The sequence below is a fragment of the Devosia sp. 1566 genome, from assembly GCF_004005995.1.
In the GTDB taxonomy this organism is placed as follows: Bacteria; Pseudomonadota; Alphaproteobacteria; order Rhizobiales; family Devosiaceae; genus Devosia.
In genome coordinates, this window is record NZ_CP034767.1 from 3,042,577 (window position 1) to 3,061,484 (window position 18,908).

The following is an 18,908-nucleotide window of genomic DNA, read 5'->3' on the forward strand; positions in this document are numbered from 1 at the left end:
TTGACTGGCCCATGCCGTCGTTAAAGGACCTCAAGAACCGGATCGACTCGGTCAAATCGACCCAGAAGATCACCAAGGCCATGCAGATGGTGGCGGCGGCCAAGTTGCGCCGCGCCCAGGACGCCGCCGAAGCCGCCCGTCCCTATGCCGAGCGCATGGGCCGGGTGCTGGCGAGCCTTGGCGCGGTCTACGAAGGCCAGACCAATGCCCCGCCGCTGCTGGCCGGCACTGGCCGGGACCAGACCCATCTGCTGATCGTGGCCACGGGCGAACGTGGCCTGGCTGGCGGGTTCAACTCTTCCATCGCCCGCCTTGCCCGCGACCATGCCAACCGGCTGCTGAGCGAAGGCAAGACCGTCAAGATCCTGACCGTGGGCCGCAAGGGCCACGACATCCTGCGCCGCCAGTTCCCTGATCACATCATCGATACGGTCAGCTTCCGCGAGATCAAGCAGGTCGGGTTTGCCCAGGCCAACCAGATCGCGCAGAACGTGCTGGCGCTGTTTGCCGCCGGCGAGTTCGACGTGGCAACGCTGTTTTATGCCAAGTTCGGCTCGGTGGTCAGCCAGGTGCCGACCGCAACCCAGATCATTCCTGCCCGGCTTGAAACCGTGGCGGGCGCCGAAGGCCAACTGGCCGCTCCCGGCGTGATCTATGAATACGAGCCCAATGAAGAGGCCATTGTCGAGGACCTGCTGCCGCGCAATATCTCGGTGCAGATCTTCCGGGCGCTGCTGGAAAACGGCGCCTCATTCTACGGCGCCCAGATGAGCGCCATGGACAATGCCACCCGCAATGCCGGTGAAATGATCAACGCCCTGCAGCTGAGCTACAACCGCCAGCGCCAGGCGCAAATCACCAAAGAACTCATCGAAATCATTTCGGGCGCGGAAGCGCTCTAACCTTCAAGCGAGGACGAACAAATGGCAGACACCAAGGTCGGTCGCGTATCGCAAATCATCGGTGCCGTTGTTGACGTCACGTTCGATGAGCATCTGCCCGCCATCCTGAATTCCCTGGAAACCACCAATAACGGTGCACGCCTGGTTCTCGAAGTTGCCCAGCACCTGGGCGAGAACACTGTGCGCACCATTGCCATGGACACCACCGAAGGCCTCGTGCGCGGCGCCCAGGTGATCGATACCGGTTCGGCTATCTCGGTTCCCGTTGGTGAAGCCACCCTCGGCCGCATCATGAACGTGATCGGCGAGCCCATCGACGAAGCCGGCCCGATCGGCGAAGTCGAGCGTCGCGGCATCCACCAGGAAGCCCCGAGCTTTGCCGAGCAGAGCCCGGAATCGCAGGTGCTGGTCACCGGCATCAAGGTCGTGGACCTGCTGGCTCCTTACGCTCGCGGCGGCAAGATCGGCCTGATGGGCGGCGCCGGCGTTGGCAAGACCGTGCTGATCCAGGAGTTGATCAACAACGTCGCCAAGGCACACGGTGGTTATTCGGTGTTTGCGGGCGTCGGTGAACGCACCCGCGAAGGCAACGACCTTTACCACGAAATGATCGAATCGGGCGTGAACAAGGACCCCCATGAGAACGGTGGCACCGCTGCCGGCTCCAAGTGCGCCCTCGTGTTCGGCCAGATGAACGAGCCCCCCGGTGCCCGTGCCCGCGTGGCGCTGACCGGCCTTACCGTCGCCGAGAACTTCCGCGACCAGGGTCAGGACGTGCTGTTCTTCGTGGACAACATCTTCCGCTTCACCCAGGCTGGCTCGGAAATGTCGGCTCTCTTGGGCCGCATTCCTTCGGCCGTGGGTTACCAGCCGACGCTGGCGACCGATATGGGTGCCATGCAGGAGCGCATCACCACCACCAACAAGGGCTCGATCACCTCGGTGCAGGCCGTGTATGTGCCCGCCGACGACTTGACCGATCCGGCACCCGCGACCTCGTTTGCCCACTTCGATGCTGTGACCGTGCTGAACCGCGCGATCTCGGAAAAGGGTATCTACCCGGCCGTGGATCCGCTGGCATCCAACTCGCGCATCCTTGACCCCAATGTGGTTGGTGACGAGCACTACCAGACCGCCCGCCGCGTGCAGGAAATCCTGCAGAAGTACAAGGCGCTGCAGGACATCATCGCCATCCTTGGCATGGACGAGCTTTCCGAAGAGGACAAGCTTACCGTCGCGCGCGCCCGCAAGATCGAGCGCTTCATGAGCCAGCCTTTCGACGTGGCCGAAGTGTTCACCGGCTCGCCTGGCGTGTTCGTGCAGCTCGAAGACACCATCAAGGGCTTCAAGGGCCTGGTGAACGGCGAATACGACCACCTGCCCGAGGCGGCCTTCTACATGGTCGGCACCATCGAAATGGCTGTAGCCAAGGCCCAGAAGCTGGCTGCACAGGCCGCCTAAAGCTAAACGGTCCGGGCGCCCTGCCCGGACCATTCTTTCTCCTCCTGCCCGACCAGTCGGGCGCGGACCGCCCAAAGGATTGCCGGCATGGCTGAAGGCCTCAAGCTCGAGATCGTTTCGCCCGAACGCCTGGTGCTGTCGCAGCAAGCGACCGCCGTTTCTGTTCCCGGGACCGAAGGCTATTTCACGGTGATGGCGGGCCATGCTCCGTTCATGACCACCCTGCGCACCGGTTTCATCACCGTCACCAGTGATGCGGGCGCCCCGGCCGTGTTTTTCGTACGCGGCGGCTTTGCCGATGTGTCACCCGAAGGGCTGACCATCCTTGCCGAAGAATCAGTGCCGTTTGCCGAACTGGGCCAGGACGACCTGCAGGCCCGCATCCGCACCGCCGAGCAGACCCTGGCTGCCGCCAACACTCCCGAGGAGCGCAGCTTCGCCCAGGAAGTGGTCAGCGGTTTGCTGAACCTGGCGCAGGAAGCGTCCTATCTCAACGGCGCCCACGCCAACTAAACCAAAGCCCGGCACTGCCGGGCTTTTTTGTTTCCTGGTTTTCGCTTCAGTCGGCTAAGGCCGCAGCAACAAGCGCCTTGGCGTGCAGTTCGGTCGTGTCATAGACCGGCAAGGGGCTGGTGCTGTCATCGATCAGCATGTTGATCTCGGTGCAGCCCAGGATCACCGCATCGGCGCCGCGCGCCGCCAAGAGCTCGATGGCCGAGACGTAAACACGGCGCGATTCCTCGCGCACGATGCCCCGGCACAGCTCTTCATAGATAATGCCGTGCAAATTGGTGCGCCCGACTTCGGGCACCAGCACCTCTAGGCCCCGCGCTACCAGCCGCTCGCGATAGAACGGCATTTCCATGGTGAAGCGGGTGCCAAGGAGCCCTACTCGCTCCATGCCGTCCGCCTGCAGCGCATCGGCGGTGGGATCGGCGATATGGACAAAGGGCACGGTGATGGCCGCCGTGATGGCGTCGGCGACATGGTGCATGGTGTTGGTCGCCAGCCCAATCAGCTCGGCCCCTGCTCCTTCGAGCGCGCGGGCGCTTTGCGCCAAGAGCTCGCCAGCGCGGCCCCACTCCCCAGCGGCTTGCAACTGGGCAATGGGGGCAAAATCAAGGGAATGCAGGAGAATGGGCGCTGAATGCAGCCCGCCCCGTAGCCGGGCCGTTTCGCGGTTGAGAGCCCCATAGTAATGGGCGGTGGATTCCCAGCTCATGCCGCCGATGAGGCCGATGGTTTTCATTGCCGCTTAGCCGTGGGTGAAGCGCTGCGGGATATCGGCAAAGGCCTCGACGACCTTGTCATAGGCGTCCTTCTTGAACGGCACGATCAGGGATGGCAGACGCGATAACTGCTCCCAGCGCCATTCGTCGAACTCGGCCGGATGCTTGCCACCGCCGGGGGTCAACACATCGATCTCGCTGTCATTGCCGGTAAAGGCAAAAGCGAACCAGCGCTGGCGCTGGCCGCGGAACCGGCCCTTGAGCGCGACGCCGAGTTCTTCATCGGGCAAATCGTAATAGATCCACTCGGGCGCTTCGGCGAGCAGGCTGACCGTCGTGATATTGGTTTCCTCATGCAGCTCGCGCAGCGCTGCGCGCAGCGGATCCTCGCCCGCATCGATCCCGCCCTGCGGCATTTGCCAGGGCGAGCCGTGTTCGGCCGACTTTTCCGGGTCGTTCTCGAACTTGCGGCGGCCGATAAAGACATTGCCCTCCGCATTGAAGACGGCGATACCGACGCAATCACGATAGGGCAGGCTTTCGCGCGTGGGACGCTCGGACATGGAACAACTCTACTTCATCAGGGCCGTGGCCGGCACCAGCACAACACCGCGGCTTTCCAGTTCGCTGGCCCATTGGGCAATGGTGGAAACCGAGATCGGCAAGGCGCTTACAATACCAATTGCCGAACCATTCTCTACCGCTTTGGCTTCAAGGCTCCCCAGCGCTGACAGAATGGCTGCCTGGGCGGGATTGGCGTCGACCAGGAGATCGGCGCGGGCAAAGGGTACCTTGTTGCTGCCCGCCAACTGGGGTGCGAGTGAGCGATTGGAGGAGCCGTCATCCAGATAGCCCAGGCCACGGGCGCCCAGTTCCTCGACAACGGGGGCGAAGTCGGCGCCCGAGGCGGTAAAGCGCGCGCCCATATTGTTGAGCACCCCGGCATAACCGCCAAAGCGCGCCATCAGCCAGAACAGGCGATCAAGGTTGGACTGGGTGGTTTCGCCGGTGAGAAGGGTGTGGGGACCCGGATCGTTCTGGGGGAAGTCAAAGGGCTCGAGCGGGATTTCAAGGAGCACTTCATGGCCCGCGGCGCGGGCAGCGGCGACGGTGCTTTGCAGCGTTTTGCCATAAGGAGCAAAACCGAGGGTGACCGCGTCGGGCAATTGCTCGATGGCCTGGAGCGAGCCCTGCTCGTTGATGCCAAGGCCCGTGACCACGAGCGCAATCCTGGGCTTGCCGCCCACCAGCGCATGGTCGACGGGGCGGGCATAGGCCTGGAACGGGGTTTGGCCGGTCGCTGAAATGCGCGGGATCGGACCTTCGGCCGTTTCTTCGCTGAGATCGGGCAGCACGCCGGCTGCACCAGGCGCGGCGGCGGTGGCGGGTGTTGGACTCGCGGGGGGCGCAGCGCCGGCGGCGAATTGTTCGGGATCGGCGGTGATGGTCACTGGACCCTGGGAGACCGAACTCGCGATGTCGTTGCCGGCGCGGGTATTGGTGATCGCCACTTCGCGGCTGGGGCGACCGCCCTCAGGATCATCAACCAGCAAAAGCCGGGCGCCAATGCCTCCCGCCGCCAGCAGCAGCACGCCAAACAGCACCCGTGCTACGGGAAAACCGGGCCTTGCGGCTCCTGCGCGGCGCTTGCGGCCGGTCAGCGGCGTGCTGAGATCATTGGCCATTAGGAGGGTCCGGATGGAAGGGGTGGCGGCAAGCGACGGGGCCAGATGCCCCGCCATTCACCCGAGTTGAAGTTTATTCGGCACGCGGCGGATAGGCTTCGTTGGTTTCCTCGCCATTGATCAGGCGCAGCGCGAATTGCAGTTGCGCATCCTCGGCCTTGTCCTGGGGCACATAGACCGAGGAGCCGACCGTGGTTTCTTCCTGGCCTTCGACGGTGATGTGACCAGCAAGGCCGGCTTCACCAATGATCTCGTCGCGGCCCTGCAGTTCCTCGGGAACTACCTGGCGCACTTCGATATCGGGGGTGATGCCCAGCGCCTGGATGGAGCGGTTATTGGGCGTGTAGTAGCGAGCCGTGGTCAGCCGCATCGCGCCATCGGGCCCGAGCGAAATGATCGACTGCACCGAGCCCTTGCCGAAGGAGCGCGTCCCCACAAGGGTTGCACGCTTATGGTCCTGCAGCGCACCGGCAACGATCTCGGAAGCCGAGGCCGAACCGCCATTGATCAGCACCACAAGCGGTACGTCGGCGATCTGGGCGTCCAGCGGATCAGGCTTGGCGTCGTAACGCGCGCTTTCCTGTGGCAGGCGACCACGGGTCATCACCACGGCACCCTGCTTGAGGAAGGCGTCGGCGACATAAACCGACTGATCGACGAGGCCACCTGGGTTGTTGCGCAGGTCAAGGATGATGCCCTTGGGCGCCACGCCATCGCGTTCGGCATAGATGTCCTTGATGGCATTTTCGATGCCGACAAAGGCCTGCTCGGAGAAGCGCGACAAGCGCACCACGCCGATATCGCCCTCGAGCGACCAGCGCACGGCCCGCATGGCGATCACGGCGCGGGTCAACTCGAACTCGAGCGGCTCGTCGATGCCTTCGCGCACCACGGTGATCTTGGTTGCGGTGCCGATCGGGCCGCGCATCTTGCCCACGGCTTCGTCAAGGCTGAGGCCCTGAACATCGGTGCCATCGATACGGACAATAAGGTCATTGGCCATGATGCCGGCCTGGGCCGCGGGCGTATCATCGATGGGGGACACCACCTTGATCACGTCTTCTTCCATGGTGACTTCGATGCCCAGACCCCCGAACTCGCCCGAGGTATCCTCGCGCATCTCGTCATAATCGGCTGGCGGCAAATAGCCCGAATGGGGATCAAGCGAAGTCAGCATGCCCTGGATGGCGGCGCGGATCAGCTCCTGCTCATCGGGGGCATCGACATATTCAGAGCGGATGCGATCAAAGATCTCCCCGAAGAGATTGAGATCGGCATAAACCTCGAGCGGATCGCGCGGCGCGGCCTTTTGCTCTTCCGGCGTGGGCTCGGGCTCTTCCCCGCTGGGGGCAGGCTCGGCGTCTGGCGCCTGCTCAGGCGACTGATCGGGAGCGGGAACAGCGGGAGCCTCTTCAGCCGGGGCCGCGGGCGTTTGCTCGGCGGGGGGCGGCACCGGTGTTTCCTGCGCCTGAAGCGTCGAAGCAGGCAGCAGCAGCGCCAGCGTCAGGGCAGCGGCGCGATAGGTCGAAAGGCGCATGGGGGTTTCATCCACTTTGTGTCGGGTTTGCCCACCAGCCGGTGGGATCGAGAGGTTCGCTGTTGTGTCGCAGTTCAATATAAAGCGTCGGCTGGGCGTTGCCAGCACTCGTGGTCACCGTTCGTCCAATTGTGCGTGATCCCATTGTGCCCACCGGCTCGCCCATCAGGACGAACTGGCCAATGGAAACGGTCACCGTTTCCAAACCTGCCAAGAGGATCGTATAGCCCTGCCCGCTATTGAGAATGACGATTTGGCCGTAATTGAGGTAGGGGCCGGTATAGAGCACCCAGCCATCGGCCGGCGCCACCACCTGCGCTTCGGCCCGCGTCATCAGCGAAACGCCCTGCGAGATGCCGCCAAACCCGTCGCCCGCCCCGTAATCGACGACCTTGACCCCGTTGGCGGGCAAGGTCAGGAACCCCTTGGCACTGGCAAAAGGCACCGCCGGCTCGGTGCGGGCCGTGTTGGCAAGCGCGGTCTGGACCGCTTCGGGAGTCAGCACCGCATCCTCTCCCTCGACCTGGGGTGGTGTCGGGCCTTCCTCGATGCGGGCCGAAAGCTGGTCGATCAGTTCGCGTAGCGTTGTCGCGCGGGCGGCCAGCGCCATGGCTTCCTGTTCGGTCGCCTCAAGATCGGCCGACACAGCAGCAATGCCCTGGCTGCGCGCGGCAATCAGCGTCGCGATGCGCAATTGCTCTTCTTCGAGCACGGAATAATTGGCGCGCAGCGCCGCTTCTTCGGCGAGCGCCGCTTCCTTGATCTTGGTGAGTTCCTGCAGATCAGCGGTGACCGCGTCGGCCTTGGCGCGCAACTGGGGCACGATCGCGGCGATGAGAATGGCCGATCGCGCGGAGCCCAGGGCATCGGCGGGATCGACGATCAGCGCGGGCGGCGGGTTGAGCGAGATGCGTTCGAGTGCCGCCAGCACATTGGCCATTTCGGCATCGGCACCATCGAGCCGGCCGCGCACTTCGAGCTCCTGCACAATCAGGCCCGACAAGCGCTCCTCGATATCGGCCACTTCGATTTCGGCCAGCTTGACGCGCTGGGCTGCGGCGATGAGCGCGGCATTTTGCTGAGTGCGATCCCCCTGCATGGCGGCGATTTCGGCGCGCAACTCGTCGGCGCGCTCCTTGCTCATGGTGATCGAGGCTTCGAGCTTGGCGAGTTCGGCCTGAGTGGTCACCGGATCAGGAGGCAGCTCGGCAGGCGGCGGCGGCACGGCGGCGGGATCAACACCCAGCTCCGGCGTGGTTGGCGCGGCAGGAAGCGCCGCGTCGGGCGCAGCTGGGGGGACCGGCGGGGCTGCGCCGGGCGAAATATCGGTGGAGGCAGCCGGAGGGGCGTCGGTGGGCAGCGCCGGGGCAAGCTCGCCCTGGGGCGCCGGGCCCTGCGCCAGCAGCGACGGGGCCGGGGCCAGTGCTGCGGCGACAACTGCCAGCACCACACCCCATCTCGCGCCGGAGGAAACCGACATTGACTCTCCTAGCTCGCTTGCCCGTGGGGCGAATCACTTGGCTGCACCATAGCAAGCCCGACAAAAAACGCAGGTTAACACTGCTTAAGGAATAGCAGCGCTCAGTCGCCGCGGTGATAGGGGTGACCCAGCAGGATGGTGGTGACCCGATAAAGCTGCTCGGCCAGCATGATGCGCACCAATTGGTGCGGCCAGGTCAGGGGGGAAAAGCTCAGCACCAGATCGGCTGATTTGACGAAATCGGGATCAAGGCCATCGGCGCCGCCCACCACAAAGCTGACGGCGGGGCGCCCCTCATCGCGCCAGCGCCCAACCAGGGCGGCAAAGGCTTCCGAGCCGATGGATTTGCCGCGCTCGTCCAGCGCAACCACGACGCCAGCGGGAATGGCGGCGCGGAGGGCGCGGGCTTCTTCGCTTTTGCGGGTGGCGGCGGCCGATGCGCGGGATTCTGTCAGCTCGGTCACGTCAAAGCCCGTCAGCGCCAGGGGCTTGCCGCTACCGACGGCGCGATCAAGATAACGGCTGACCATTTCGCGCTCAGGCCCCGCCTTCATCCGCCCCACGGCGGCGATGCTCACGCGCATGGGGCCATTCCGCCGGGCAAGCCGGGCAGATGCGAAGGAGCGAGCGGGGGAAGTGGCCGAGGCATAGAGAAGTCCATTGAGGCATTGGGGCGGTCAATGGACCAGTACCAAGGCGGGGTAATGGCAGCATGAAGGAGTTTCGCTCGGCCAGCGCTGGCCGAACTGGGCTGGCCGAGCGATCTCGGCCAGCATGAGCGGGATTGGTCCGGCTTAGTGAGCGTCGGCCGCGAAATCGGCCTGCCACATCTTTTCGATGTTGTAGAACTCGCGCACTTCGGGGCGGAAGATATGGACGATTACGTCCCCCGCATCCACCAGCACCCAGTCGCAATGGGGCAGACCCTCGATGCGCGGCTTGCCATAGCCAGCTTCGCGCAGGGCAGTCACCAACTGGTCGGCCACGGCTCCGACATGGCGCTGGGAACGACCCGAGGTGACCACCATATGGTCGGCCAGGGATGACTTGCCGGTAATATCGACGGCGATGGTTTCCTCGGCCTTGGCATCGTCAAGGCATTCCAGCACGACATCGATCAGCGCGCGCGTTGGCGCGGCTGGCGGCGTGGTCTGGGACGGGGAAAAGGTGTTGGGCAGCGTGGCCATCAGCAATGGCCTCCCGCCCATGCTCGCAGGGCATGGGTCATGCGTTGGGTCAGCATCCTTGGTTGTTGATCGGAATGTGCACGCGTCTTTGCAAACGGCAAGCAATCGTTCCTGTTCTTGGGTGATCTATATCACACCGGCCTAATATGCGCTTTTGCAGCCCTGGGTGCAAGGTCGGGTGTTTATTTTGCCGTTTCACGCCCTCGCGCCCGCAGTTGCGAGGAAGAAAGCGTGGATTGCTTGCCGTGCAAATAAACCCAGGCCGGTGGCGGACGCAGGGCCAAAGTGCCTGCCTGGCTTTCGGGAATCCGGAAGGGCTGCAGCGCAAGGGCAGCGCGCGAAGCTGGCGCCACCCGATCGGCGCCGGGGCGCACATAAACGGCAATGGGCATGGTGGCGGCAATTTCCGTCCAGCGCTCCCAGCGATGGAACTGGGCGAGATTGTCGGCGCCCATGATCCAGACGAAGTGCCGATCCGGCAGGGTTCGGGACAAAAAGCGCACGGTCTGCCAGGAATAGGCAAAGCCGAGCGCCGCCTCAAAGCCGGTGACCCGGACGCGCGGATGAGCCAGCACCTCGCGGGCGGCTTCCACCCGGTCGCGGAGGGGCGCGAGTTCAGCATGGTTCTTGAGCGGATTGCCGGGGGTGACCAGCACCCAAAGCGCATCGAGCCGCAGCCGCACCAGCATCTGCTGCATCACGAGACGATGGCCGGCATGCACGGGATTGAAGCTGCCGCCGAACAAACCAATGCGCATGCCGCGCGCGGAAGGCGGGATTTCGGTGACGCCGGCGATGCGGAGGGGCGGACGGTGGGTCAATCGACACCGCGCCATGGGCCTGGGGCTCCCTCCCCCCTGAGGGGAGGGTTGGGGAGGGGGTGGTGCAGTGGATCACTGATGGACCCCCTCCCCCGGCCCCTCCCCTCAAGGGGGAGGGGAGCAACAAGCTCCGAGGATGGTGCTAAGACCAGAAAGTTCACGGCCGCAGCTGGCCGTTGCCGCGGACGCGGTATTGAAAGCTTGTGAGTTGCTCGACGCCGACCGGGCCGCGGGCATGCATCTTGCCCGTGGCGATGCCGATTTCGCCGCCAAAGCCGAACTCGCCGCCATCGGCGAACTGGGTGGAGGCATTGTGCATGAGGATGGCAGAATCGATGCTGTTGAAGAACAGCTCCACCGCCGCCGGGTCCTCGGCGATAACAGCTTCGGTGTGGTGGCTGGAATAATGCTCGATATGGGCGATGGCCGCTTCGATGCTGTCCACCACCTTGACCGAGATGATGGCGTCCTCGTATTCGGTGCGCCAATCGCTCTCAGTGGCGGGCTTGGCGTCGGGGACCAGCGCGCAAACCGTTGCGTCGCCCCGGATTTCGCAGCCCGCCCCCTGCAGCGCGGCGATGATCGGGCGCAGATGGGTGTCCGCCACGTCGCGATGCACGAGGAGGGTTTCGGCGGCCCCGCAAATGCCGGTGCGACGCATCTTGGCGTTGAGGGTAATGGCGACGGCCTTTTCGAGATCGGCCGAGCGGTCGATATAAACGTGCACCAGGCCCTCGAGATGGGCAAATACCGGCACCCGGGCTTCCGCCTGCACGCGGGCAACGAGGGTCTTGCCGCCGCGGGGCACGATCACATCGATATTGCCATCAAGGCCCGCAAGCATTTCGCCCACCGCAGCGCGGTCGGTGGTGGGCACCAGTTGGATGGCCTCGACCGGCAGGCCAGCGAGGTGCAGCCCGTCGAGGAGGCAATCCACGATCGCCTGGGAGGAGTAAAAGCTGTCCGAGCCACCGCGCAGGATGACGGCATTGCCGGCCTTGAGGCAGAGCGCGCCCGCATCGGCGGTGACATTGGGACGCGATTCAAAGATGACGCCAATCACGCCCAAAGGGGTGCGGACGCGCTGGATATGCAGGCCATTGGGCCGGTCCCATTCGGCAATGACGCTGCCGACGGGATCGGGCAGTTCCGCAATGGTGCGCACAGCTTCGATCATGGCGTCGATGCGCGCATCGGTCAGCAGCAGGCGATCGAGAAAGGCCTTGGAGATGCCCTTGGCCTTGGCGGCTTCCATGTCGCGCCCATTGGCCTTGAGGATCTTGGCGCGATGGGCGTTGATGGCGCCCGCGGCGGTGAGGAGCGCGGTGCGCTTTTGCGCAGGCGTGGCGCTGGCCAGCACCCGGGCGGCGGCGCGGGCATTGCGGCCGAGCTCGGCCATGACGGCGGCGGTGTCGCCCTTAACTTTAGCCAGGCTCATTGACGGCTTCCTCCTTGGCGCCCACCAGCACGAGATTGTCGCGATGCACCAGCTCGGCCCGGTGGCCGATGCCGAGCAGTTCCACCACGGTGTCGCTGCGTTTGCCCATCACCAGCCGGGCTTCGTCGCTGTCGAGCCCCGCAAGGCCGCGCGCGATCTCAACGCCAGCGGGATCGGTGACGGCAATGGCATCGCCGCGCTCAAAGCTGCCGCTGATCTTGGTCACGCCAATAGGAAGCAGCGAGCGGCCGGTGCGCAGCGCGCGCACGGCACCGGCATCCACCTGGAGCGTGCCCGCGACATGCAAGGTGCCCATGATCCAGCGCTTGCGCGCCTGGGCGCGGCTGTGGGCGGGGGCAAACAGGGTGTGGCGCGCGCCTTGCGCAAGGGCGCGCAGCGGATGGGGCTCTGTGCCCTTGGCGATGATCATGGCGGTGCCCGCCTGGGTCGCGATCTTGCCGGCTTCCACCTTGGTGGTCATGCCGCCGCGCGAAAGGTGGCTGGCGGCGCCCCCCGCCATGGCTTCGATGGCCGGCGTGATGCTGGGAACGACCGGCAGATGGGTGGCACTCGGGTCCTTGGCGGGGGGGGCGGTGTATAGCCCGTCGACATCGCTGAGGAGCACCAGGCACTCGGCCTCGATCATGGTGGCAACGCGCGCCGACAGGCGATCATTGTCGCCATAGCGGATTTCGGCGGTGGCGACGCTGTCGTTTTCGTTGATGATCGGCACGGCCCCGAGGGTCAGCAGGGTCGTGACCGTGGTGCGGGCATTGAGATAATAGCGCCGCTCTTCGGTGATGTTGGGGGTGATGAGGATCTGGCCGGTGACGATGCCGTGCCGCCCGAGCGCTTCGGCCCAGGCCTGCGACAGGGCGATCTGGCCGGCGCTGGCGGCGGCCTGGGATTGCTCGAGGGTTAGAACCGGCGCTTCGAGGCCCAGCAGGCCCCGTCCCAGCGCAATAGCGCCCGAGGACACGATGACGATCTCGGTGCCGGCAGATTTAAGCTCGGCGAGATCATTGGCGAGGCTCGCCAGCCACTCCGAGCGTAGTTGGCCGGATTTGTCGACCAATAGGGCCGAGCCGATCTTGACGGTGAGGCGCCTGAAGGGGGCAAGGGGGTTCATGGTGCGACGCCCTCGTGGTTCGAGGCTCGCCATGGGGCTCGCCCCTCACCATGAGGGCTACCGGAGCAACTCGCAAACACCAGCGCCCTCCTCACCGTCATTTTAGGGGGCCCAATGGGGTTCTGCCTTGCGCCGGGCGGCTTCCGCCTTGGCGGCCTTTTCTTCGTCTAGCACGCCGATGACGCGATAAAGCACGGTGTCGACGCCCTGCCCCGTCACGCCCGAGACCTGGAGCACCTCGGCTTGGCTCAGCTTTTTCAGGAGCTTGACCTTTTCCTTGAGGTCGCCGGGCTCGATCGCATCGACCTTGTTGAGCACGACGATTTCGGGTTTGTCGCCCAGCAGTTCGTCATAAGCGGCCAGTTCGGTGCGGATGGTCGTATAGGCGGTCTTGATGTCGTCCTGGGTGCCATCGATCAGATGGATCAGAACGCCACAGCGCTCGATGTGGCCAAGGAAGCGGTCACCGATCCCCGCCCCTTCACTGGCCCCTTCGATGAGGCCAGGAATATCGGCCAGAACGAAATCGCGCTCGCCGATCGAGACCACGCCGAGATTGGGATGGAGCGTGGTGAAGGGGTAATCGGCAATCTTGGGCTTGGCGGCGGACACGGCCGCAAGGAAGGTGGACTTGCCGGCATTGGGCAAGCCCACGAGACCGGCATCGGCGATCAGCTTGAGGCGCAGCCAGATCCACTTTTCCGTGCCTTCCTGGCCCGGATTGGCGCGGCGGGGCGCCTGGTTGGACGAGGTCTTGAAATGGGCATTGCCAAAGCCGCCATTGCCGCCCGACAGCAGCACGACGCGCTGGCCAACCTCGGTCATGTCAGCGATGAGGGTCTCGTTGTCGTCTTCAAAGATCTGCGTGCCGACGGGAACGCGCAGGATCGTATCCTCGCCATCGGCGCCGGTGCGCTGCTTGCCCATGCCATGGGTGCCGGTCTTGGCCTTGAAATGCTGCTGGTAGCGGTAATCGATCAGGGTGTTGAGTCCATCCACGCATTCGATGATCACATCGCCGCCGCGCCCGCCATTGCCACCATTGGGGCCGCCGAATTCGACGAATTTCTCGCGCAGAAACGATACGGCGCCCGCGCCGCCATCGCCCGAGCGAACATAAACCTTGGCTTGATCAAGAAACTTCATGGCTTGTGCGCCTTCCAGACGCCCTGCGTCAATTGAGTGTCGATATGCTCCACCTCGGCCTTGCGTGCAAGGCATAGGAGGCGGGAACGGCCAATCTCGGTAAAGCCGAGCTTGCGCTGGATCGCCAGCGAGGCCGCGTTGAAATGAAACACGCCCGAATACACGACCGGGGCGTTGGTTGCGGGGAAGAACCAGTCAAGGCTCGCCCGCACTGCCTCGGTCATGATGCCCTGCCCCCAAAAGGGGCGGCCGAGCCAGTACCCTATAATGGGGCCTTTAGGGCCAAGATGAAAGCCCACATGCCCCGCCAAACCAAATCCGGGCAGGTCGATGGAGAAATTGGTGTCCTCAAGCGGCATCACCGGACGGCGCGTGCGCAGCCAGGCCTTGGCATCGCTGACGCGATACGGGTATGGCACCCGCGCGAGATTACCCGACACCGCGAAATCGTTGAGATAGCGCGCAATCAACTCGGCGTCTTCAGGCACGGGCTGGCGCAGCGTAAAGCGCGCGGTTTGCAGAGTAAGGCTCATTCGGCCATGCCCGAAAAATGATCGTGCATCATTGCGGCAGGTCCTGACCGAGGAGCACGACGGGTTGACCCACCAACGTGCCCGTTTCTTCGAACGCCTGCCCCAGTTCAACGAAGCCGACCTTGCGCAACACCGCGAGTGAGGCGCTGTTGCTGACGAGAGCTCGGGAGCGGAGCGCGGTAAAGCCGGCCTGCTGTGCGGTCTGCACCACTGCCCGCGCCGCTTCCGTGCCATAGCCTTGTCCCCAGAAGGGCTCGCCCAACCAATACCCCAGTGCGGGGGGTTGTCCGTCCAGCAGATGCAGCCCGATCGTGCCGATGAACCGACCCTCGAGCTCGATCGCCCAAGCCCATTCTTCAGCACTGCGGGCAAGCTCCTCGACAAAAAAGACCGCGTCGCTTTCCCCGTACGGATTGGGAAGGCGGGTCAACACGGCAAGAAGGCGAGGGTTGTTGGCCAGTTCTGCAATGGCGGGCACATGCGCGAGCGCAGGCGTGGTCAGCACCAGCCGGGTGGTGGTGAGGGTCGCCGGAAGACGCTGCCGTGGGCTGTCCATGTTGGGCTCCGAAAAAGCAAAAAGGGGAACCGGCGGACCGGTTCCCCTGTGCTTAGCTGTTGCGGCAGCGCCGAGGGGACCTGTCCCCCGGCAGCTTGCGTGCAAACGGCCGGTTCTTACTCGGCGGCCAGCGCCGGCTCGACCGACACGAACACCTGCGACTTGGCGCGGGTGCGGAAGGCCACCTTGCCGTCAACCAGAGCATAGATCGTGTGATCCTTGCCCAAGCCAACACCAGTGCCGGGGTGCCACTTGGTGCCGCGCTGACGAATGATGATGTTGCCGGCGATCACTTCTTCGCCGCCAAACTTCTTGACGCCAAGACGGCGTCCGGCGGTATCACGACCATTGCGGGATGAACCGCCTGCTTTCTTGTGTGCCATGGTGCTTGGTCCTTATTCCTGATCGGCCTTGGGAGCGGCCTTTTTGGCCGCAGTCTTGCGGGCCGGCTTTGCGGTTTCGCCAGCGGCGTCGTCGGCAGCAGGGGCTGCGGCGGCCTTGCGCGAGCTCTTCTTGGCAGGCGCGGCGGCCTCGGCCTCAAAGGTCTCGACAGCCGGGATGCCAGCCTGGTTCTGCTCGCCAGCCGGTGCGGCTTCGCTCACGCTGGGTGTTGCCGTTTCGGTACGGGCCGGAGCTGTCAGGTTCGGCTGGGCGCCACCGGTCAGGATCTCGGTGATGCGCACGGTCGAGAGCAGCTGGCGGTGGCCGTTGCGGCGACGGTAATTGTGGCGACGGTTCTTCTTGAAGATGATGACCGTCTTCTGCTTGCGCGTTTCCAGCAGTTCGGCAGCAACAATTGCGCCTTCCACCAGCGGAGCGCCAACTTCGCCATCAACCATCAGCACCTGGTCAAAGGTCACGATGGTGCCGGCTTCGGCATCGAGCTTTTCGATCTTCAATACGTCATTGGCGGCAACTTTGTACTGCTTGCCACCGGTTTTGATCACTGCGAACGTCATTCATCAACCGGGTGCGTCAAACATCCCGGTCCCTGTTGTCGCGCTTTGCGGCGCCGCGACTATTCCCCTGGGCGTTACACCCGGTGTCGCGGTCTTCATGCATGCCGGCGATCAAACCGGCGGGGAAGCCTTAAGCAGCGTTTTCAAACCAAAGCAGCGCACCGGTTTGAGCCGGCGCGCATCGGGTTGTGCTTATCATGGCAAATAACGGCAGAGTCAAGGCTTGCGGGGCGGCCTCACGCCGCCTCTTCCCCTTCGGGATACCAATTGGCCCGGCGCACTTCGACGCCTTCCTCGACCGCCGCTTCAAAGGCATCCAGATCGCTGCCGCGGTGATGATAGGGATACACAATGCCCGGCTTGAAGGTGTTCACGGCCTCGGCCGCTTGCTCGGGCGTCATCGTATAGGGCAGGTTCATCGGCAGGAAGGCGACGGCGATGTTTTCGAGCGCCAGCATTTCGGGCGTGGGCTCGGTGTCGCCGGCGACATACACGATGTCGTCCCCAAACTTGATAAGATAGCCGTTGCCGACGCCTTGCGGATGGTACTGCAGCCGGTCGGGCGAGGTGTTGTAGGCCGGGATGGCCGCGACGGGCAGACCGTTGAGAGAGCCCTCGTCGCCATTGGCCAGCGCCGTGGCATTAGCCTTGAGCGCCTCGGGCAACTTGTCGAACACTTCCTGGGTGGTCAGGATCGGAATGCCGCCGCCTGCAATGGCTTCGAGGGTGGGCACGTCGAAATGGTCACCATGACCATGGGTGATCAACACCGCGGTTGGTGCGGGCAGCTCGGCGTAAAGCTCGGCACCGCCCACGGGATCCACATAGATCACCTGGTCGTCATAGCCGAGCACGAGGCTCGCATGGCTGACGGGATGGATGATCACATCGCCGCCCGAAGTCGCCAGGCGATCGCCATCAAGCGTGCCTGCTTCCTGAGCAAAAGCCGGAGCCAGCGCCCCTGCCGCCCATGCCACCAGCGGCAACGCCGCCATTCCCGCCATCACTTCCCGCCGCTTCGCCATTCGCCGTCTCCCTTGGGTTCGTTGTCGAGCCTCAACGTGAGGGGTAGCCGATTTGTTCGTTTCCGCACGACAATTTGAGCTAGATGCCGGAAACCCGCCGGCGCTCATGGATGGAGCCTAGCGGGAGTAACGCATCTCGGCCAAGTCGAGGTCACGAATGAGTTGCCGCGCGACCTCGCTTTTGAGCTTGCCGGTGCGCAGGCGCTGGCGGATTTCGGCGCGCTCGGCCCGCAAGGCGACAAGAACCAGCTCTTTTTCCACCCGCTCGTATTCGCTGCGCGAAATATCGAGCGCTTCCAGCTGCGAGTGGCCATCGAGCCGGCGCTGGTAGAGCTCGGCGAGCCGGGTGCCGACCGCCGCATAAACCGGGGCGTCGCTGCGCTCCTCGGGCACCTGGTCCAACGCCTTGCTTAGGGCCGCCAGGGCGGCGTCGGCCGCGGCACTGCGCGCATCGTCTTCCTGGGCCCGCGCACCCGATTCGGCCGGGACATCCAGATCGCGCAACAGGATGGGCAAGCCGATGCTGGCCACGATCAGGGAGGTGATGATGACGCCCATGGCGAGCAAGATCGCCAGATCGCGGGCGGGAAAGGCCGCCCCATCCAGCGTCGTGAGCGGCAGGGTCAGAATACCCGCCAGGGTAATGGCGCCGCGCACGCCGGCGAAGGACATGGCGGCGACCACACGCCAGTTGGGCGATTTGCGCGGCCCGGGCCCGCGAAAAAGTGTCAGCCGGAACGATACCCAGACCCAGGCGAAGCGCAAGGCGGCGAGGCCGGCATTGATCGCCACGATGTAAATGGCGAGCCACCAGACTTCCGCATGGCCAGTCAGAGCCACGGTTTCATGCGCGGCGCGGGCGATGCCGGGCAGTTGCTCGCCCAGCAGCACGAAAATCACGCCATTGGCGGCGAACTGGATCATGTCCCACACGGCATTTCGTCGAATGCGGGTGGTCGCGCGGGTGCGCCCCGACGCCTCGAGCAGGCTCATGGTCAGCCCCGCCGCTACCGCCGCAAGGATGCCCGAGCACTGCATATGTTCGGCGGCGAGATAGGCGGCAAAGGGGATGAGGAGGCTCACCAAGACCTTCGAGCCGGTGTCCTCACCCCAGCGCCCCGAGACCCGATCCTGGAGCCGGGTGATGAGCCAGGTCACGCCCACGCCGATGGCGATGCCCCCGAGCGCCAGCCACAGGAAGGTCAGCCCGGCATCATAAAGCGAGAAGGTGCCAGTGAGGGCCGCGGCAATGGCAAAGCGCAGGCAAACCAGGCCCGATGCATCATTGAGGAGGGATTCGCCATCCAGGATGTGCATCAGGCGCTTGGGGATCGGCACGCGCTGGGCAATGGCGGACACGGCGATAGGGTCGGTGGGCGACAGCACGGCGGCCAGAGCAAAGGCCACCGCCAGCGGCATGGCGGGGATCAGCCAATGGATGAAAAAGCCCATGCCCACCACAGTAAAGACCACCAGCCCGAGGGCCAGTTCCAGCACGGTGGAGGCGTCCTTGAGCAGATCTTCCTTGGGAATGCGCCAACCATCGAGAAACAGCAATGGCGGCAGGAAGAGGAGGAAGGACACGTCCGGATTGATCGTGATCCCCTGCCGCGTGCCGATGCTGAGCACCGCGCCAAAGGCAATCTGCACCAGGGGCACGGGAATGGGCCAGGGCAGCGCACGCGAGATGGCCCCGCTCAGCACCACGGCTAGCAATAGAACAAGGACTAGGGTGACGTCTTGCACAGCCTTGGCCTTTCCCCTGACAGGGGCGAACGTCGCCGCCCCGACCCGCGTTGCACCAAAGGAAAGGCAAACGC

The 18,908-nt window shown here is 64.4% G+C and carries 20 protein-coding genes; 3 read left to right on the forward strand and 17 right to left on the reverse strand.

Annotation, left to right across the window (positions count from 1 at the left end):
* The first annotated feature begins 11 nt into the window (after positions 1 to 11).
* The 3 genes from ELX51_RS14590 (at position 12) to ELX51_RS14600 (ending at position 2,876) form a co-directional block, all read left to right on the forward strand.
* Positions 12 to 902, forward strand: a complete 891-nt coding sequence (locus tag ELX51_RS14590) for a F0F1 ATP synthase subunit gamma (RefSeq protein ID WP_127754210.1) — start codon at positions 12 to 14, stop codon at positions 900 to 902.
* Between the two features lie 21 nt (positions 903 to 923).
* Positions 924 to 2,363, forward strand: coding sequence for a F0F1 ATP synthase subunit beta (atpD, locus tag ELX51_RS14595; protein WP_127754211.1), 1,440 nt, complete (start codon positions 924 to 926; stop codon positions 2,361 to 2,363).
* 87 nt (positions 2,364 to 2,450) lie between these two features.
* Positions 2,451 to 2,876, forward strand: a complete 426-nt coding sequence (locus tag ELX51_RS14600; protein ID WP_127754212.1) for a F0F1 ATP synthase subunit epsilon — start codon at positions 2,451 to 2,453, stop codon at positions 2,874 to 2,876.
* A gap of 46 nt (positions 2,877 to 2,922) precedes the next feature.
* Here ELX51_RS14600 and ELX51_RS14605 read toward each other — a convergent pair whose 3' ends face one another.
* The 17 genes from ELX51_RS14605 to ELX51_RS14690 form a co-directional block, all read right to left on the reverse strand.
* Entirely contained in the window at positions 2,923 to 3,612 is a 690-nt protein-coding gene (locus ELX51_RS14605) for an aspartate/glutamate racemase family protein (protein ID WP_127754213.1), read from the reverse strand.
* A 6-nt stretch (positions 3,613 to 3,618) separates the two neighbouring features.
* The gene (locus ELX51_RS14610) at positions 3,619 to 4,155 is read right to left on the reverse strand and encodes an RNA pyrophosphohydrolase (protein ID WP_127754214.1); all 537 of its coding nucleotides are present in this window, start codon (positions 4,153 to 4,155) and stop codon (positions 3,619 to 3,621) included.
* 9 nt (positions 4,156 to 4,164) lie between these two features.
* On the reverse strand, positions 4,165 to 5,277 hold the full coding sequence (locus ELX51_RS14615) for a divergent polysaccharide deacetylase family protein (RefSeq protein WP_164854881.1): 1,113 nt from the start codon (positions 5,275 to 5,277) through the stop codon (positions 4,165 to 4,167).
* A 73-nt stretch (positions 5,278 to 5,350) separates the two neighbouring features.
* Positions 5,351 to 6,814, reverse strand: a complete 1,464-nt coding sequence (locus ELX51_RS14620; protein ID WP_282567558.1) for a S41 family peptidase — start codon at positions 6,812 to 6,814, stop codon at positions 5,351 to 5,353.
* A gap of 7 nt (positions 6,815 to 6,821) precedes the next feature.
* Complete coding sequence (locus tag ELX51_RS20435) at positions 6,822 to 8,294, reverse strand: peptidoglycan DD-metalloendopeptidase family protein (RefSeq protein WP_127754216.1); 1,473 nt, start codon at positions 8,292 to 8,294, stop codon at positions 6,822 to 6,824.
* Between the two features lie 101 nt (positions 8,295 to 8,395).
* Entirely contained in the window at positions 8,396 to 8,878 is a 483-nt protein-coding gene (gene rlmH, locus ELX51_RS14635; RefSeq protein ID WP_127754217.1) for a 23S rRNA (pseudouridine(1915)-N(3))-methyltransferase RlmH, read from the reverse strand.
* 210 nt (positions 8,879 to 9,088) lie between these two features.
* Positions 9,089 to 9,481 carry a ribosome silencing factor gene (rsfS, locus tag ELX51_RS14640; RefSeq protein ID WP_127754218.1) on the reverse strand — a complete coding sequence of 131 codons (393 nt, stop codon included), beginning with the start codon at positions 9,479 to 9,481 and terminating at the stop codon, positions 9,089 to 9,091.
* A gap of 182 nt (positions 9,482 to 9,663) precedes the next feature.
* The gene (locus ELX51_RS14645; RefSeq protein ID WP_282567559.1) at positions 9,664 to 10,302 is read right to left on the reverse strand and encodes a nicotinate-nucleotide adenylyltransferase; all 639 of its coding nucleotides are present in this window, start codon (positions 10,300 to 10,302) and stop codon (positions 9,664 to 9,666) included.
* A gap of 157 nt (positions 10,303 to 10,459) precedes the next feature.
* Positions 10,460 to 11,740 carry a glutamate-5-semialdehyde dehydrogenase gene (locus ELX51_RS14650; protein ID WP_127754220.1) on the reverse strand — a complete coding sequence of 427 codons (1,281 nt, stop codon included), beginning with the start codon at positions 11,738 to 11,740 and terminating at the stop codon, positions 10,460 to 10,462.
* The gene (gene proB, locus ELX51_RS14655; protein ID WP_248305133.1) at positions 11,727 to 12,869 is read right to left on the reverse strand and encodes a glutamate 5-kinase; all 1,143 of its coding nucleotides are present in this window, start codon (positions 12,867 to 12,869) and stop codon (positions 11,727 to 11,729) included. Before proB ends, ELX51_RS14650 begins: the two co-directional genes overlap by 14 nt.
* A 102-nt stretch (positions 12,870 to 12,971) precedes the next feature.
* Positions 12,972 to 14,015, reverse strand: coding sequence for a GTPase ObgE (gene obgE / locus ELX51_RS14660; protein ID WP_127754222.1), 1,044 nt, complete (start codon positions 14,013 to 14,015; stop codon positions 12,972 to 12,974).
* Positions 14,012 to 14,548: a GNAT family N-acetyltransferase gene (locus ELX51_RS14665; RefSeq protein ID WP_127754223.1), complete on the reverse strand. Its 537-nt coding sequence runs from the start codon at positions 14,546 to 14,548 to the stop codon at positions 14,012 to 14,014. Before ELX51_RS14665 ends, obgE begins: the two co-directional genes overlap by 4 nt.
* A gap of 28 nt (positions 14,549 to 14,576) precedes the next feature.
* Positions 14,577 to 15,104, reverse strand: coding sequence for a GNAT family N-acetyltransferase (locus ELX51_RS14670; protein WP_127754224.1), 528 nt, complete (start codon positions 15,102 to 15,104; stop codon positions 14,577 to 14,579).
* Between the two features lie 116 nt (positions 15,105 to 15,220).
* Complete coding sequence (rpmA, locus tag ELX51_RS14675) at positions 15,221 to 15,487, reverse strand: 50S ribosomal protein L27 (RefSeq protein ID WP_127754225.1); 267 nt, start codon at positions 15,485 to 15,487, stop codon at positions 15,221 to 15,223.
* A gap of 12 nt (positions 15,488 to 15,499) precedes the next feature.
* The gene (gene rplU, locus ELX51_RS14680) at positions 15,500 to 16,063 is read right to left on the reverse strand and encodes a 50S ribosomal protein L21 (RefSeq protein WP_127754226.1); all 564 of its coding nucleotides are present in this window, start codon (positions 16,061 to 16,063) and stop codon (positions 15,500 to 15,502) included.
* A 236-nt stretch (positions 16,064 to 16,299) separates the two neighbouring features.
* Positions 16,300 to 17,088: an MBL fold metallo-hydrolase gene (locus ELX51_RS14685; protein ID WP_127754227.1), complete on the reverse strand. Its 789-nt coding sequence runs from the start codon at positions 17,086 to 17,088 to the stop codon at positions 16,300 to 16,302.
* A 117-nt stretch (positions 17,089 to 17,205) separates the two neighbouring features.
* Positions 17,206 to 18,834, reverse strand: a complete 1,629-nt coding sequence (locus ELX51_RS14690; RefSeq protein WP_127754228.1) for a Na+/H+ antiporter — start codon at positions 18,832 to 18,834, stop codon at positions 17,206 to 17,208.
* Between the last annotated feature and the right edge of the window lie 74 nt (positions 18,835 to 18,908).

Coding starts and splice junctions, on each gene's coding strand:
- ELX51_RS14590 (WP_127754210.1), top strand. CDS start 12: ATGCCGTCGTTAAAGGACCTCAAGAACCGGATCGACTCGGTCAAATCG.
- atpD (WP_127754211.1), top strand. CDS start 924: ATGGCAGACACCAAGGTCGGTCGCGTATCGCAAATCATCGGTGCCGTT.
- ELX51_RS14600 (WP_127754212.1), top strand. CDS start 2,451: ATGGCTGAAGGCCTCAAGCTCGAGATCGTTTCGCCCGAACGCCTGGTG.
- ELX51_RS14605 (WP_127754213.1), bottom strand. CDS start 3,612: ATGAAAACCATCGGCCTCATCGGCGGCATGAGCTGGGAATCCACCGCC.
- ELX51_RS14610 (WP_127754214.1), bottom strand. CDS start 4,155: ATGTCCGAGCGTCCCACGCGCGAAAGCCTGCCCTATCGTGATTGCGTC.
- ELX51_RS14615 (WP_164854881.1), bottom strand. CDS start 5,277: ATGGCCAATGATCTCAGCACGCCGCTGACCGGCCGCAAGCGCCGCGCA.
- ELX51_RS14620 (WP_282567558.1), bottom strand. CDS start 6,814: ATGCGCCTTTCGACCTATCGCGCCGCTGCCCTGACGCTGGCGCTGCTG.
- ELX51_RS20435 (WP_127754216.1), bottom strand. CDS start 8,294: ATGTCGGTTTCCTCCGGCGCGAGATGGGGTGTGGTGCTGGCAGTTGTC.
- rlmH (WP_127754217.1), bottom strand. CDS start 8,878: ATGCGCGTGAGCATCGCCGCCGTGGGGCGGATGAAGGCGGGGCCTGAG.
- rsfS (WP_127754218.1), bottom strand. CDS start 9,481: ATGGCCACGCTGCCCAACACCTTTTCCCCGTCCCAGACCACGCCGCCA.
- ELX51_RS14650 (WP_127754220.1), bottom strand. CDS start 11,740: ATGAGCCTGGCTAAAGTTAAGGGCGACACCGCCGCCGTCATGGCCGAG.
- proB (WP_248305133.1), bottom strand. CDS start 12,869: ATGAACCCCCTTGCCCCCTTCAGGCGCCTCACCGTCAAGATCGGCTCG.
- obgE (WP_127754222.1), bottom strand. CDS start 14,015: ATGAAGTTTCTTGATCAAGCCAAGGTTTATGTTCGCTCGGGCGATGGC.
- ELX51_RS14665 (WP_127754223.1), bottom strand. CDS start 14,548: ATGAGCCTTACTCTGCAAACCGCGCGCTTTACGCTGCGCCAGCCCGTG.
- ELX51_RS14670 (WP_127754224.1), bottom strand. CDS start 15,104: ATGGACAGCCCACGGCAGCGTCTTCCGGCGACCCTCACCACCACCCGG.
- rpmA (WP_127754225.1), bottom strand. CDS start 15,487: ATGGCACACAAGAAAGCAGGCGGTTCATCCCGCAATGGTCGTGATACC.
- rplU (WP_127754226.1), bottom strand. CDS start 16,063: ATGACGTTCGCAGTGATCAAAACCGGTGGCAAGCAGTACAAAGTTGCC.
- ELX51_RS14685 (WP_127754227.1), bottom strand. CDS start 17,088: ATGGCGAAGCGGCGGGAAGTGATGGCGGGAATGGCGGCGTTGCCGCTG.